Here is a 14,754-nt window from a genome sequence, read left to right as displayed (position 1 = left end):
CGCTGGCCCCGTCCCCGTGCCCCGTTCCACACTGGAGCACGTGATGGACGAAGACACCAGGTACGAGGCGGTGCGCAGCCGGGACGGGCGGTTCGACGGAGTCTTCTTCTTCGCCGTCGAGACCACCGGCATCTACTGCCGGCCCAGCTGCCCGGCGGTGACGCCGAAGCGGCACAACGTACGGTTCTTCCCGACGGCTGCCGCCGCGCAGGGCTCCGGGTTCCGGGCCTGCCGGCGGTGCCGGCCGGACGCCGTGCCGGGGTCGGCGGAGTGGAACGTACGCGCCGACGTGGTCGGCCGGGCCATGCGGCTGATCGCCGACGGCGTCGTGGACCGGGAGGGCGTCGCTGGCCTCGCCGCACGGCTCGGCTACAGCGCGCGGCAGGTCCAGCGGCAGCTCACGGCCGAGCTCGGTGCCGGGCCCGTGGCGCTCGCCCGGGCCCAGCGGGCGCACACCGCGCGGGTGCTGCTGCAGACCACCGAGCTGCCGGTCACCGAGATCGCGTTCGCCTCCGGGTTCGCCAGCGTGCGCCAGTTCAACGACACCGTCCGGGAGGTGTACGACTCGACACCCACCGAACTGCGGGCCGCCGCCCCTCGGGGCCGGGGTGCCGCCCGGGGCCGGGGCGCCCGCCGAGCCGCTCCGGGAGCCGGGATCCCGCTGCGCCTCGCCCATCGCGGGCCGTACCAGGCCGCCGCCGTCTTCGACCAGCTCGCGGAAGAGGCCGTAACCGGTGTCGAGGAGGTTTCCGGCGCACCCGGCGGCCGTACCTACCGGCGCACGCTGCGGCTGCCGTACGGCACCGGAATCGTCGCCGTCGAGGAACGGACAAGGGCGGCGGTGACCAGCACCGGCACCCGTCCGGGAGGCTGGCTCGACGCGCGGCTGCACCTCACCGACCCCAGGGACCTCACCACCGCGGTGCAGCGACTGCGGCGCCTGTTCGACCTCGACGCCGACCCGTACGCCGTCGACGAGCGGCTCGGCGCCGACGCGCGGCTCGGTCCGCTGGTCGCGGCCCGGCCCGGACTGCGCTCGCCGGGTGCCGTGGACCCGCTCGAGCCCGCCGTCCGCGCCCTGACCGGCAGGGACGGCGCCCAGGAACTGGTGCACCGGTACGGCAAGGTGCTCGACGCGCCCTGCGGAGGCCTCACCCATCTCTTCCCGGAGCCCGCCGTCCTCGCCGAGGCGGAGCCGGACGGCCCGCTGGGTGCGCTCGCCGCCGCGCTCGCCGACGGCACGGTACGGCTGGACCCCGGCGCCGACCGGGACGACGCCCAGGAGGCGCTGCTCGCCCTGCCCGGCATGGACCCGGCCACCGTCGCCGCCGTACGGGTGCGCGCCCTCGGCGATCCGGACGTCGCCCCGCCCGGCGCGGAGGTGCCCGACGACTGGCGGCCCTGGCGCTCGTACGCCGTCCAGCATCTGCGCGTGGCAGGGGAGTGGAACCGATGACGACCGTGTACTGGACCCGACTGGACACCCCCGTGGGCAGTTTGCTGCTCACCGCCGACAGCGACGGGGCGCTCACCTCGCTGTCCGTGCCCGGGCAGAAGGGCGGGCGCGGCGTGCGGGACGGCTGGCGGCACGACACCGGACCGTTCCGTGCGGCCGCGGACCAGCTGGGTGCCTACTTCGCGGCTGAACTCAAGGAATTCCAGCTGCCGTTGAGGGCCGACGGCACCGCGTTCCGGGAGCGGGTGTGGGCCGCCCTGGACGAGGTGCCGTACGGCGCCACCGTCACCTACGGGCAGATCGCCGCACGCATCGGCGCACCCCGCGCGGCGGTTCGCGCCGTCGGCGGCGCGATCGGAGCCAACCCGCTGCTGATCGTGCGTCCGTGCCACCGGGTCATCGGCGCGGACGGGTCGATGACCGGTTACGCGGGAGGAGTCGAACGGAAGGTGTGGCTGCTCACGCTGGAGGGCACGCTCGCCGGCTAGGGGCACAACGGCCCGGGCGGAGTCGCGCTGCCGCCGGCCCCCTACTCCTCCTCCAGCCCCCAGCTGTGCACCCTGCGGGGATGCACACGGATCACCTCCTCACTGAAGTGCGGGCCCAAGTCATGCGGTCCGACGAGGAGTTCGGCCTCACCGCGGATCTCGACGCCGCGCACCCGCCAGGGCCGTACGCTCACCACGTCGTCCACGACGAGCGCGACCTTCGGGTTCTGCCGGAGATTGCGCCACTTCTTCGTCGTCCCCATCGCGTAGCCGCCGATCAGGACCGTGCCGTCGTCCTGGACGAAGAAGCCCACCGGGTTCGCCTGCGGCTGCCCGTGCGGGTCGACGGTGGCCATACGGCCCAGCCGCTGCGCCGCCAGATACGCGCGTTCCGCCTCGCTGAATTCGGTCATGACGGCAGCCAAGCACGCCCGTGGGCCCCGCACATCGGCTCCGCGCCCTAGGGCCGCCGCCCTACGTCCGGTTGCGCCGAGCGGGTGGACCGCCGTCGAAGGTGCCGTGACCCGGCCCGGCCGTGTGGCACGGTCTGCTCCGACGGGCAACGGGGAAGGGCGGTGCGGAGATGGCCGGGGTCGGACGGGTCCTCGCGGTGCTGCTGCTGGCGATGCTGCCGGGCACGACGACGCCGGCCGTCGCCTCGCCGGCGGCGCCGCACTGGACCGGCAGCTGGGAGACCGCGCCGTCGGGAACCGCTGCCGCACTGCCCGGCGCCGCCATCCGCAACGTCGTCCACCTCAGCGTCGGTGGCACGGCCGTGCGCATCCGGCTCAGCAACCGTTTCGGCACCGCGCCGCTGCGGCTCGGCGCGGTCACCGTCGCGCTGCGCCGGGCGGCCGGTCCCGACGCCGTGCCCAGCACCCTGCGCACCGCCACCTTCGACGGCATCCCGACCGTCACCGTGCCGCCCGGCCAGGACACGGTCACCGACCCGGTGCCGCTGCCCGTCCCGGCCGCCGCCGACCTCCTCGTCACCGTCTACACCCCCGGCGACAGCGGTCCGGCGACCTACCACCAGACCGCCCTGCAGACCAGCTACCTGGCCCCGGCCGGCGCGGGCCGGGCCGCCGACGAGGGCGGCGCCGCCTACGCGACCGTCATCAGCCGCTGGTACTACGTAACCGGTGTCGACGTCCTCGGCGGCGCCGCGGGCAGCATCGTCGCGTTCGGCGACTCCCTGACCGACGGAAACGGTTCCACGCCCGACACCAACCACCGCTGGCCCGACCGGCTCGCCGAGCAGGTGCGCGGGAACCGGCTCGGTGTCCTCAACGCCGGAATCTCCGGAAACCGTTTGCTGCACAACGGCAGCGGCCCGAGCGCCCTGTCCCGCCTGGACGCCGACGCCCTGGACCGGGCCGGGGTACGGGTCCTGGTCGTCCTGGAGGGCATCAACGACATCAAGGGCACCCCCACGGCCGACGACGTCACCGCTTACGCGGACGCCTACCGCGCACTCGTCGCACGCGCCCACGCCCGCGGCATCCGGGTCGTCGGGGTCACGCTCACCCCGTACCGGGGTTTCCCCGCCTACACGGACGCCCGGGAGGCGGTACGACAGCGGGTGAACGCCTTCATCCGCACCGGCGGCGCCTTCGACGCGGTCGCCGACGCCGACGCCGCCCTGCGCGACCCGGCCGCCCCGACCCGCCTCCTGCGCGCCTACGACCCCGGCGACCACCTGCACTTCAACGACGCGGGCACGGCGGTGGTCGCCGACGCGGTCCACCTGGCGCTCGCCGGGATGCGCTGACGGATCCGTCGCGGGGCCGGGCCGCGCCGACGGGCCCCTTGCGCGGCCGGGTCGGCGGGGCCGTGCCGGGACAGGGGAGCGGGGACGGCCCGACACAGGCAGGATCCGTCGGAATCCCGTGGCGAAAACGCTGCCGCCGGGTTCCCGCCGGGTGTGACGCGCCCGCAGGGTTCGCGCTCTTGCGGCGTGAGCGCCGGGTGCGGGCGCGGCCGGCCGGTCCGGGCCGCCCGGCCCCCACCTCGCCGCGCTGACAGCCGCTACCGGGGGGCCGTCGCGGTACGAGGGGGAAGCCGCCGTTGTTCAAGACGTCGCGGCCCAGGTACCGGTCCGCACCCGAACGCCCGCCCGGCCTTCGCGCGCCGGGCTGCCGCTACTCCGGGCTGTCGCCGCGCCGGGCTGCCGGTACTCCGGGCTGCCGGTTCTCCGGGCTGTCGCCGCGTCGGGTCGCCGGTACTCCGGGCTGTCGCTACTTCGGCTGTCGCCGCGTCGGGCCGCCGTCGCTCCGGGCTGTCGCTACTTCGGCTGTCGCCGCGCCGGGCCGCCGTCGCTCCGGGCCGCCACCGGCTCAGCCCCACAGCACCGCCCCCAGCCACGCCCCCGCGATCAGCAGGCAGGCGAACAGTTCCGTCAGGACGCTGGAGCCGCCCGAGCGCATCGTCGTACGCAGGGCGGCCATCGCCTCACCGTGCCGGCCCAGGCGGAACCGCTCGTGCAGATAGATGCCGGCCATGAAACCGGGCACGGCGCCCAGCACCGGCAACAGCACGAAACCGGCGAACGCGCCGGCGCCCGCGTACACCCCCATCCCCGGCGTGGCGCCGCTCTGGCGGAGCCGGCGCGGCGGCAGCGCGGCGCGGACGGCCAACGACAGCAGCAGCACCGTGGTCGCCCCCACCAGGACGGCCCAGGCCAGCGGCTGCGGGTCCGTCAGTGCCCACCACAGCACGGCGGCCCACACCAGCCACGACCCCGGCACGCCGGGCACCAGTACCCCGCACAGGCCGAGCACGACGACCACTCCGACCAGCAGGAGTTCCCACACTCCCATCTGCCCAGAGTGCCGGAGAAGCCGCGAAACGGCAGAGGTGAGCGCCGGGCGGGCCCGGGTCTACGGGCGGGTCACCCAGCCCCGCTCGTACGCGTGCCAGCCCAGCTGCAGCCGGGTCGTCACCGCCGCCAGCTCCATCAGCCGCCGCACCCGCCGCTGCACGGTGCGAAGGCCCAGGCCGAGCTGTTTGGCCACGCTCGCGTCGGTCAGACCGGCCAGCAGCAGCGAGAGCACCTCCAGATCCGTGGCGTCCGGCCCGTCCGGCTGCTCCTCGGTCACCCCCGCCGTGCCCAGGCGCAACGGCAGCGCCTCCCGCCACACCGACTCGAACAGCCCGGCCAGCAGCTCCAGCAGCCCGCTGGCGTGCACCACCAGCGCGGCCGGCTCCGCCGAGCGCGAGGTCAGCGGCACCATCGCGAGCGAGCGGTCGGCGATCACCAGTTTTGTCGGCACCCGGTCCACCACCCGCACCTGCTCGTCCCGGCCGAGTGCCGCCGTCAGCTCCGTCAGCCCGTGCGGCAGGTCCAGCACCGCCCGCTCCACCACCACCCGGTAGCGCACCCCGCGCCCCGCCGCCTGCTCCTCCGCCTCGTTCTCCACCCCGGACACGACCACCGGATTGCCGGTCACCAGCGCGCACACCTCCTCGGCCGCCCCCAGCTGCAGCTGCAGAAAACGCTGGGCGACCGCCGAGGAACCGGTTACCACCTCCACCAGGTCGTGCACGGCCGGCTCGCCCGCCGCTGCCCGGTACTCCTCCGCGAGCAGCGCCGCCGCCAGCTCCGCCTGTTCCAGTTCGTGCCGCTGCCGGGTGAGCAGCGCGCCGAGCGCCACCCCGGGCGGGGCCGCCACCCAGCGGCCGGGCCGGGCGGGGGACTGGGCGGCGAGCCCCTGCCGCTCCAGCCGGCGCAGCGCCCGCTCGGCGTCCGGCTCGGCCAGGGTGAGGCGCCGCGCCAGGTCGGTCACGTCGGCCGCGCCCACGGACACCAGCGCCCGGTACGCCGCCTCGTGCGTCTCGTCCAGTCCTATCGCTGCCAGCACCGGCCCACGCCCCTCCCTGGAACACGCCTGGACCCAGGCCCAGATCACGCCACCAACCCGCCGCCACGGCGGGGCCCGCCTGGCGGAAACCGGCCGCGGCGCAAACCCGCCGCGGAACATCATCGCCGTACCGCAGGTGACTCTGCCAAGGTGGCAGCACCATGGGACGTGCCCCCGCTGTCGATTCACAGCCGCGTCCCAGGAAACCAAGCCACAATCCGGCCATCCGACCGGCGTCTCACCACGGCCGGTCGCCCGGGGTGTGGTCCGGGCCCGGACGTGTGCGAGCCACGCGAAGGGGATCCGGGGCCGGGCCACTTGGAAACGTCGCCGGACGGTCCTCCCGTGGGGGGTGGGGCCGTCCGGCGGCCATCTCCCGCCCCTCGTACGGCTGTTCAGTCCCTCACTCGAACCGCCCTTCGACGCGGCAGGGTGCGCCGGAATTTCCCGATGACCCGTTTTCCCACGGCCCGTGCGGTGGACAATTAGGGGCATGAGCCAGCAGGGGGGAAGGCCCGCCCGTTCTGAGGACGACTGGTGGGGACAGCTGTACGACGACTCCACCGACGACACGGGGCCCACTGTCGCGCCCGATTCCCTGGACGACCGCTTCGCCTCCGCGAAGCGCACGGTGACGGACCGGCCGACGGCACGGTACGACGGGGAAGCGCCGGGCGAGGCCGGGCCGCCGCGCGACCCGGTGCCGGGCGGGCGGAGCGGCGACGGCGGTGAGCGGAGCGGCGACGGCGGCGTGGAACGCGGCGGCGTGGCGGGAGGAGCCGCAGGCGCGGGCGGAACGGAGCCCCGGGAGAGCGCGGTGCCGGCCCAACGTGCGGCCGACGCCTCCGCCGTCCCACCGCCCGTCCCCCCGACCTCACCTCCGCCCGCTCCCCGCACGGCGACCGACACGCCGCCCCGGCAGCGCCGGCCCTGGGAGCCTTCGCCGGCCACGCCCCCGGCCCCCTCGGCGTTCCCGCCGGCTCCGGCCTCGGCACGTCCGGAACCGGCCGACCGGCAGACGTCCACCGCCCCCGCCCGCCCGACGCCCAGCACCCCCGCCCCACCGGCACCGCCCGCGTCCGACCGCCCGGCACCGCCCGCGTCCGACCGCCCGGCACCGGCCCGGCCGGCACCCGCGCCGCTCCCCGGACCGCAGGCCCCGCGATCCCCCGGCGTGCCGCCGGACACCCAGGACCCGCAGTCCCCCGCCGTGCCGCCCGACGCCCAGGCCCCGTCGGTCGCCGAGTCGCCGACCGCCGCCTCCGCCGACGGCGCTGCGCAGGACCCGCGGTCCCCCGCCGCGCCTCCCGGGCCGCACGATCCGTCGGCCTTCCTGTCACCCTCCGTCCCCTCTGCTCCCTGTGCTTCCTCCACCCCCTCTGACCCCTCTGCTCCCTCCACCCCCTCCAACTCCGCTGCCCCCTCCACCCCGTCCGCCGACGGTGCGCCGCAGGACCCGGGGTCCTCCCTCGGCGCCCCTGATCCACAGGACCTGCCGGCCCTCCCGCTCCCCGAGCCCGCCCCGGACTCGGCCGCGCCGCCGCTTCTCGCCCCGCCCCCGCCCCCCTCCGCCATCGACTACGTCGGTTCCGGCCCGCCCACCTACGACCCGGAGCCCACCGCGCTGCCCGCCGCCGACCCGGACGGGTTGGGGGAACTGGTCGCGGACACCGTGCTGGACGGTGCCCGGTACGGGGCGTGCACGCTGCGGGCCGTGTCCCTGCGGGGGGACTCGGCGCGGTACCGGGGCGAGCCGCGCCGGGACTCCTTGCTCACCGCCCGGTTCGGGACGGGAGAGCAGGGGCTGGTCCTCGTCGCCCTGGCGACCGGCGTGCGGGGCGCGCCCGGCGCCCATCTGGCGGCGGCCGAGGCGTGCCGGTGGATCGGGCGGGCCGTGGGCCGCAGCCATCACCGGCTCGTGGAGGACCTCCGGGCGTCGCGGCGCGGCGATCTGAAGGCGGGGCTGCACCGGCTGACCGACCGCAGCCTCGGCAGGCTCCGCGCGAGCGCCGCCGAACAGGGCGTCGACCCGGACGAGTACACGGCGAGCCTGCGCTGTCTGCTGCTGCCCGCCGACCCCGACTGCCGTACCCGCGTGTTCTTCGGCGTCGGCGACGGGGGTCTGTTCCGGCTGCGGGACGGCGCGTGGCAGGACATCGAGCCGCAGGTGTCGACCGCCGACACCGTCGGCGGTGCCGTGGTCGGCTTCGGCTCCCCGCCCGCGAAAACGTTTGCCGAAACCCCCCAGGGCGACCGGCTCACCATGGACCTCGGCATCCCGACCCCGCCGAGCCCGTACGAGCCGGCGCCTGAGCCGCCCCGGGAACCGTTCCGGTTCCGCGCCTCGGTAGCCCGCCCGGGTGATGCGCTGGTGATGTGCTCGGCGGGCCTGGCCGACCCGCTGCGCGGCGAGGCCGCCCTGTGCGCCTACCTGGCCCGCCGCTGGTCCGGACGCACCGCGCCCGGCCTGGCCGCGTTCCTCGCCGACGCCCAGGTGCGGGTGAAGGGTTACGCCGACGACCGTACGGCCGCGGCGGTTTGGGAGGCGTAACCGCTCTCTGTGTGCCTGGATGGAACCGACGACCACGGCGGGATCCGGGACCACCGAAGAGGCGGACGAGAGAACATGGCCAGACAGAACGTTGCCGAGCAGTTCGTCGACATCCTCGTCCGCGCCGGTGTGCGCCGCCTCTACGGCGTGGTCGGGGACAGCCTCAACCCGGTGGTGGACGCCGTCCGCCGCAACGCCGCCATCGACTGGATCCACGTACGGCACGAGGAGACCGCCGCCTTCGCGGCCGGCGCCGAGGCGCAGATCACCGGGAAGCTGGCCGCCTGCGCGGGCTCCTGCGGCCCGGGTAACCTGCACCTGATCAACGGCCTGTACGACGCGCACCGGTCCATGGCGCCGGTGCTCGCGCTCGCCTCGCACATCCCGTCGAGCGAGATCGGCCTCGGCTACTTCCAGGAGACCCACCCCGACCGGCTCTTCCAGGAGTGCAGCCACTACAGCGAACTGATCTCCAGTCCCAAGCAGATGCCCCGGCTGCTGCAGACCGCCATCCAGCACGCGGTCGGGCAGAGCGGTGTCAGCGTGGTCGCGCTGCCCGGGGACATCGCCGCCCAACCGGCCCCGGAGAAGGCCGCGCAGAGCGCCCTCGTCACCTCCCGGCCCACCGTCCGGCCCGGCGACGCCGAGATCGACGCACTCGCGGAGATGATCGACGCGGCAGGGAGAGTAACCCTTTTCTGCGGCAGCGGCACGGCGGGAGCGCACGCGGAGGTCATGGAGTTCGCGGAGAAGATCAAGTCCCCGGTGGGGCATGCCCTGCGCGGCAAGGAGTTCATCCAGTACGACAACAAGTTCGACGTGGGCATGAGCGGACTGCTCGGCTACGGCGCCGCCTACGAGGCCACCCACGAGTGCGACCTGCTGATCCTGCTGGGCACCGATTTCCCGTACAACGCCTTCCTGCCCGACGACGTGAAGATCGCGCAGGTCGACGTGCGGCCGGAGGTGCTGGGCCGGCGTTCCCGGCTCGACCTGGCCGTGTGGGGCGACGTACGCGAGACGCTGCGCTGTCTCGTCCCGCGGGTGAAGGAGAAGACGAACCGGCGCTTCCTCGACCGGATGCTGAAGAAACACGCCGACGCGCTGGAGGGTGTGGTCAAGGCGTACACCCGCAAGGTCGACAGGCACGTGCCGGTCCATCCCGAGTACGTGGCCGCCCTCCTCGACGAAGTCGCCGACGACGACGCCGTGTTCACGGTCGACACCGGCATGTGCAACGTGTGGGCCGCGCGGTACCTCTCGCCCAACGGCCGCCGCAGGATCATCGGTTCGTTCTCGCACGGCTCGATGGCGAACGCGCTGCCCATGGCGATCGGCGCCCAGTTCACCGACAGACGCCGGCAGGTGGTCTCCATGTCCGGTGACGGCGGGTTCTCCATGCTGATGGGGGACTTCCTGACGCTCGTGCAGTACGACCTGCCCGTCAAGGTCGTGCTGTTCAACAACTCCTCCCTCGGCATGGTCGAACTGGAGATGATGGTGTCCGGGCTGCCTTCCTACGGCACCGCCAACACCAACCCCGACTTCGCCGCCGTCGCCCGGGCGTGCGGCGCCTACGGGGTGCGGGTGGAGAAACCCAAGCAACTGGCCGGCGCCCTCAAGGACGCCTTCAAGCACCGGGGGCCGGCCCTGGTGGACGTCGTCACCGACCCCAACGCCCTGTCGATCCCGCCGAAGATCAGCGCCGAGATGGTCACCGGTTTCGCCCTGTCCGCCTCCAAGATCGTGCTGGACGGCGGCGTCGGCCGGATGGTCCAGATGGCCCGCTCCAACCTGCGCAACGTGCCGCGCCCTTGAGGAAACACCGGCACGAGGGAGCGGATTTCGGCCAGTTTCACGGCGCGTGACGGTGTGCCGACGGCCGGTGCCGGGCGCATCTGCCCTGCCGTCCCGGGGCGTCCGTGGCGCCCAGCGCCGTGCGGGGTGCCGGCGGGACGGCCGCGGCGCCGCCCCGCGGCTGGCCCGGACGCCGTACGAGCGTGGCCGAACCGCCGGTCATCGGGCATGCGTGATGACTGCCTGTGTGCGCGCTGGGCAAGCATCCTCCGTGAACGTGTTCGACCAGGAGGGGCAGGGTCCAGCGGCGTGCGGGCGGGGGTCATGAAGAGTCAGGCACGAGGGGGCGGTCCCGCGGTCGTCGGGGGCTCCTCGGCGACGACGGGGGAAGAGGCCGGCACCATCGCGGAACACGCGCGCCGGCTCCGGCGCAGACTGGGGCGGGCGGATCTCAGGGCGGTGCCCGAGGCCCGCCGGGAAGTGCGCGAACTGCTGCGGCACTGGGGCAAACCGGGCCGCTCGGAGATCGCCGAACTGCTCACCAGCGAACTGGTCACCAACGCGCTCGTCCACACCGACGACGACGCGGTCCTCACGGCCGTCGTGGAGCCGGGCGGACTGCGCGTGGAGGTACGGGACTTCGTCGCCCGCAGACCGGAGACGAGAGGGCCGGACTCGGACGAGGACACCCACGGGCGGGGCCTGCTGCTGGTGCAGTCCCTCGCGGACTCCTGGGGGGTACGGCCGCACGGGGTGGGCAAGTCGGTGTGGTTCGAACTGGGCGCCGAGGCGGCGTGACGCTCCGCGGGTACGTCGGCTCACCGGGGCGGGTCCGCGGAGGCAGGTCTTCCGGCTCCCTGCGGCTCCTGCCGGGGTCCAGGCCCGCCGGCCTCCGGCGCCGGTCGCCGCGAGTGCCGGCCGAGGCGGCGTGACGCTCCGCGGGTACGTCGGCTCACCGGGGCGGGTCCGCTGAGCCGGTCTTCCGGCTCCCCGCGGCCCCTGCCGGGGCGCATGCCCGCCGGCCTCCGGCGCCGGTCGCCGCGAGCCCCGGCCGAGGCGGCGCGGCGCACGGAACGGGACAGGACGCGGTACGGGCGGTACGGGCGGGACGGGACACGGGCCGGGGGCGTGACCCGTGCGGTCACGCCCCCGGCCCGTCGGCACCGCTGGACCTAGCCGAACTGCTGCTCCAGGTCCTTCAGCTTGCGCTCCAGGGAGTCCAGCCGGGGCAGGGCCATGGTGTCGTCCTCCGCCGTGAGGTCGACGGTCACCTGCTCAGCGGACCCGCTGCGGACGGGCTGCAGGGAGGGGCGGGCGCGTACGGGCAGCTGTTCCGCGGTGGATATGGCAGGCTCCGCGGTCGCCTGGGCGGGGCCGCGCTCCACGGCCTGCACCTCGACCTCGACCTGCCGTCCGCCCCGGCTGACGAAGCCGCGGTGGCCCCGGCTGATGGCCTTCAGCTGGGCGCGTTCGATCCGCTGCTGGTCGCGCCGGCGCTGCCGCGTCTCGTCCTTCTGCCGCTTGTCCTCGCGGACCTCCTCGACGGCCTCGTCCAGGCTGCGCACGCCTTCCAGGAGCATCAGCGACCAGGCCCTGTAGGTCTCGCGGGGGGCGCGCAGCCAGCGCACGATGCGGATCTGCGGCAGCGGGCGCGGCACCAGCCCCTGCTCGCGGAGGGCGGCGCGGCGGGTCTGCTTCAGGGCCCGGTCGAACAGGACGGCCGCGGACAGTGACATACCGGAGAAGAACTGCGGGGCGCCCGCGTGGCCGGCGCCCCGCGGGGCGTGCACCCAGTTGAACCAGGCGGCCGCCGCGGCGAACAGCCACACGAGGATCCGGGAGCCGAGCGCCGCGTCGCCGTGGCTGGCCTCGCGCACCGCGAGGACGGAGCAGAACATCGCGGCGCCGTCCAGGCCGAACGGCACCAGGTACTGCCAGCCGTCGGTCAGCCCCAGGTTCTGCTCGCCGAAGCCGACGAGGCCGTGGAAGGACAGTGCGGCGGCGACCGCCGCACAGCAGAACAGCAGCACGTAGGAGGCGGTGCCGTAGATGGCCTCCTTGCGTCTGCGGCGCTCCTCGCTGCGCTCCCAGGAGTCGTCCGCGCTCGCGTTCTCCCCGGAGGAGCGCTTGCCGCGCGCGAGCACCGCCACCGCCGCCAGCATCCCCAGGAGCAGTACGGCGCCCGGAAGCAGCCAGTTCAGCGATATGTCGGTCAGTCTCATCAGGGGTCCCTTGCATTGGGATAGGGCGTAACGCCCGCCATAGTGGCCCACTCCCGACGGCCCTCAGGGGGTTTCGGGGCAAGAGGCCGCCAACGAAGTGCAAGGGGATGCCCAGGACGGCGTTCTGCTCGAACTGCCACTTGAGCGGCGGGAGTTGAGTTCGAATAAGACTACCCGCACGGGCGGTTCCCCGGAAAGTTCCTGCGGCACGTGAGGACGTTGTGAATCACCTGTCCGGGCCCGCGCGGGTACGGGGCGATCACGCCGGTGTTGATCTTGGTGGGCCGCGGAGGGATGGCGTACGGCCGTGCGGGCGGCGGCGCGGTCGTACGAGACGTGCGTCACGGGGACCGGGGCGGACCCTGACGCCGTGGGCCGATTTAATAGGTGAGCCTAACCTTAGTTACTGATTTGTGAATTTGAACTACCGCCTCGGGCGCCTATGGTGCTTGACGGACCAGTGACAACCCGTCGTTAAATGACCCAAGTGCCGACAAGCCGCCAGGAGGGACCCGTGAAGCAGGGCGTGCAGGGCCCCGCCGGGACGGGGACGCCGGAGCGCCGGGCGTCCGGCCGTGACCGGGTGCCTGAGCAGGCGCGCTCGGCGGACACCCTCGGCCGCTGCCGCGAGCGGGACACCGCCGAGTCCGCCGCGCGCGGTGAGCACACGCACAGTGAGCGGCCGATTCCGGGCCCGCGGCCGGCGGTGCAGCGTTCCTCGGTGCGCGGGCAGATCCTGGACGCGCTGCGCACGGCGCTGGTGACGAGCGAGCTGAAGCCGGGCGAGGTCTACTCGGCGCCGGTGCTCGGTGAACGGTTCGGGGTCTCGGCCACACCTGTGCGGGAGGCCATGCAGCAGCTCGCCCTGGAAGGCGCCGTCGAGGTCGTGCCCAACCGCGGCTTCCGGGTGGTCGAGCGGGGGGCGCGGGAGCTCGCCGAACTGGCCGAGGTGCGCGCGCTGATCGAGGTGCCGGTGATGCTGCGGCTCGCCCGCACCGTGCCGGGTGAGCGGTGGGCGCAGCTGCGGCCGCTGGCGGAGGAGACGGTCCGCGCGGCCGCCTCCGGCTGTCCGGCGACGTACGCGGAGTCCGACCGGGCCTTCCACGGCGCGCTGCTCGCCCTGTCGGGCAACGAGCAGCTGGTCGGTATCGCCTCGGACCTGCACCGCCGGTCGCAGTGGCCGCCGGTCCGGCAAGGGCGGCCGTACCTGGTCGCGGACGCGGCGGAGCACGTGACTCTGCTGGAGGCGTTGATCGCCGGGGACGTGGACGGCGTGCGGGGGCTGGTGACGGGACACTTCGCCGGGACGGGCTGAGCGGGCCGGTCGGGCGCCGGGCGTCTCCCGGATGCGGGCCCGACGTGGTCGCTCGCGCGGTTCCCCGTGCCCTTCCGGCTGCTGCGGCTGCGGTGCCCCGTGCCCTTCCGGCCGCAGATCCCCGGGAAGTGCGGGGAGCCGTGCCCCAGCCCCGCCCGCCCGACCCGGCGGTGCACCGGCACCCACCCCTACGCCGTGGCCACCCCCGGCGCAGGCGGTGCCAACTGCCGTGCCAGCCAGGTCGGTACACCCCCGAGCAGCCGGAACAGCCGCCCCGCCTCCTCCCGCAGCCGCGAGGCCTCCGGTTCGGACTCCGCGTCCGCCAGGGAGGCCAGCGCGGGCGCCGTACCCACCAGATAGCCCAACTCCTCGCGGATCCGCAGGGATTCGGCGAACCCGTGCCGCGCCTCCGTCAACTCGCCGTCCCGCAGGGCCAGTCCGGCGAGGTGCCGCCAGGTGAAGGACAGCAGCAGCGGGTCCGGCTGCGCCGTGGCTCCCGCGTGGGCCCGGCGGTACGCCGCCCGTGCCGCCTGCGGGGAGCGGGTCAGGTTCTCGGCGATCAGACCCCGGCGGAAGTCCAGCAGGGCCCGGCCGGGCACCCCCGGGGGGATCAGGGCCGCCGCCCGGCCCAGTGCGGCCCGCGCCTCGTCCGCCCGGTCCCGCACCCCGTGCAGCGTGGCCGTGTAGGCGAGTTGGCCGCGTTCGCAGGCCGCGGCCCCCCGTTCCTCGTCGCTGTGCGCGAGCGCCTCCGCCGTCCGCAGGGCGTCCTCCGCGTCCTCCCAGCCCCGTTCGGTGTACAGGCACCGTTCCACCAGCAGCGCGGCCCGCTGCAGGGCCGTGGCGGGGGTGTCCGGTGGCAGCAGGGCCGCCGCGTCCGCCCAGCAGGCCCGCGAGCGCAACCGCCATACCGCGGTCTGGAGTGGATCGTCACCGGCGGTCGTTCCGTTACCAGACATGGCGGTGTGCGCCACGTTGCCCTCCCCGAGCACGCCATCGAGCTGTTGAGTGGTGGCGGCATTCCAGCACCGATCGCCCGGCCGGGCCAAGGGGGCGGGTGAAAGATTT

General features: G+C 74.6%; 12 protein-coding genes. 7 read left to right on the top strand and 5 right to left on the bottom strand.

Annotated elements, in window-relative coordinates; all coding sequences use genetic code 11:
- Nucleotides 1-43 precede the first annotated feature (43 nt).
- Together AB0D93_RS17510 and AB0D93_RS17505 are read left to right on the top strand one after the other, a co-directional pair.
- Entirely contained in the window at nt 44-1,456 is a 1,413-nt protein-coding gene (locus tag AB0D93_RS17510; RefSeq protein ID WP_362120382.1) for an AlkA N-terminal domain-containing protein, read from the top strand.
- Complete coding sequence (locus AB0D93_RS17505) at nt 1,453-1,944, top strand: methylated-DNA--[protein]-cysteine S-methyltransferase (RefSeq protein ID WP_362120095.1); 492 nt, start codon at nt 1,453-1,455, stop codon at nt 1,942-1,944. The genes AB0D93_RS17510 and AB0D93_RS17505 overlap by 4 nt, the downstream gene beginning before the upstream one ends.
- A 41-nt stretch (nt 1,945-1,985) precedes the next feature.
- Here AB0D93_RS17505 and AB0D93_RS17500 read toward each other — a convergent pair whose 3' ends face one another.
- Entirely contained in the window at nt 1,986-2,357 is a 372-nt protein-coding gene (locus AB0D93_RS17500; RefSeq protein WP_362120093.1) for a PPOX class F420-dependent oxidoreductase, read from the bottom strand.
- A 170-nt stretch (nt 2,358-2,527) separates the two neighbouring features.
- Here AB0D93_RS17500 and AB0D93_RS17495 point away from each other — a divergent pair, with 170 nt between their 5' ends.
- Nucleotides 2,528-3,715 (top strand): GDSL-type esterase/lipase family protein, encoded by a 1,188-nt coding sequence (locus AB0D93_RS17495; RefSeq protein ID WP_362120091.1) that lies wholly within the window; start codon nt 2,528-2,530, stop codon nt 3,713-3,715.
- 565 nt (nt 3,716-4,280) lie between these two features.
- On the opposite strand, the gene AB0D93_RS17490 is transcribed toward AB0D93_RS17495, so the two are convergent.
- Together AB0D93_RS17490 and AB0D93_RS17485 are read right to left on the bottom strand one after the other, a co-directional pair.
- The gene (locus AB0D93_RS17490; protein WP_362120088.1) at nt 4,281-4,763 is read right to left on the bottom strand and encodes a DUF456 domain-containing protein; all 483 of its coding nucleotides are present in this window, start codon (nt 4,761-4,763) and stop codon (nt 4,281-4,283) included.
- A 60-nt stretch (nt 4,764-4,823) separates the two neighbouring features.
- On the bottom strand, nt 4,824-5,804 hold the full coding sequence (locus AB0D93_RS17485; protein WP_362120086.1) for a helix-turn-helix domain-containing protein: 981 nt from the start codon (nt 5,802-5,804) through the stop codon (nt 4,824-4,826).
- Nucleotides 5,805-6,297: 493 nt separating this feature from the next.
- Between AB0D93_RS17485 and AB0D93_RS17480 the strand changes: the two genes are divergently transcribed.
- From AB0D93_RS17480 to AB0D93_RS17470, 3 genes are all read left to right on the top strand, one after another.
- Nucleotides 6,298-8,355, top strand: a complete 2,058-nt coding sequence (locus AB0D93_RS17480; protein WP_362120084.1) for a protein phosphatase 2C domain-containing protein — start codon at nt 6,298-6,300, stop codon at nt 8,353-8,355.
- Nucleotides 8,356-8,430: 75 nt separating this feature from the next.
- The gene (locus AB0D93_RS17475) at nt 8,431-10,173 is read left to right on the top strand and encodes a pyruvate dehydrogenase (RefSeq protein ID WP_362120082.1); all 1,743 of its coding nucleotides are present in this window, start codon (nt 8,431-8,433) and stop codon (nt 10,171-10,173) included.
- 303 nt (nt 10,174-10,476) lie between these two features.
- A complete protein-coding gene (locus AB0D93_RS17470) occupies nt 10,477-10,950 on the top strand; it encodes an ATP-binding protein (protein ID WP_362120080.1) in 474 nt (157 codons plus the stop codon).
- A gap of 374 nt (nt 10,951-11,324) precedes the next feature.
- Here the strand turns inward: AB0D93_RS17470 and AB0D93_RS17465 are convergent, their stop codons facing one another.
- Nucleotides 11,325-12,374: a DUF2637 domain-containing protein gene (locus tag AB0D93_RS17465; protein ID WP_362120078.1), complete on the bottom strand. Its 1,050-nt coding sequence runs from the start codon at nt 12,372-12,374 to the stop codon at nt 11,325-11,327.
- Nucleotides 12,375-12,888: 514 nt separating this feature from the next.
- Between AB0D93_RS17465 and AB0D93_RS17460 the strand changes: the two genes are divergently transcribed.
- Nucleotides 12,889-13,689: a GntR family transcriptional regulator gene (locus AB0D93_RS17460; RefSeq protein WP_362120076.1), complete on the top strand. Its 801-nt coding sequence runs from the start codon at nt 12,889-12,891 to the stop codon at nt 13,687-13,689.
- A 188-nt stretch (nt 13,690-13,877) separates the two neighbouring features.
- Here the strand turns inward: AB0D93_RS17460 and AB0D93_RS17455 are convergent, their stop codons facing one another.
- Nucleotides 13,878-14,645, bottom strand: a complete 768-nt coding sequence (locus tag AB0D93_RS17455; protein WP_362120074.1) for a hypothetical protein — start codon at nt 14,643-14,645, stop codon at nt 13,878-13,880.
- Nucleotides 14,646-14,754 lie beyond the last annotated feature (109 nt).

Origin of the sequence: Streptomyces sp. NPDC048191 (assembly GCF_040652655.1) — a bacterium.
GTDB lineage: Bacteria > Actinomycetota > Actinomycetes > Streptomycetales > Streptomycetaceae > Streptomyces.
This window is presented reverse-complemented; position numbering and strand designations above follow the sequence as displayed.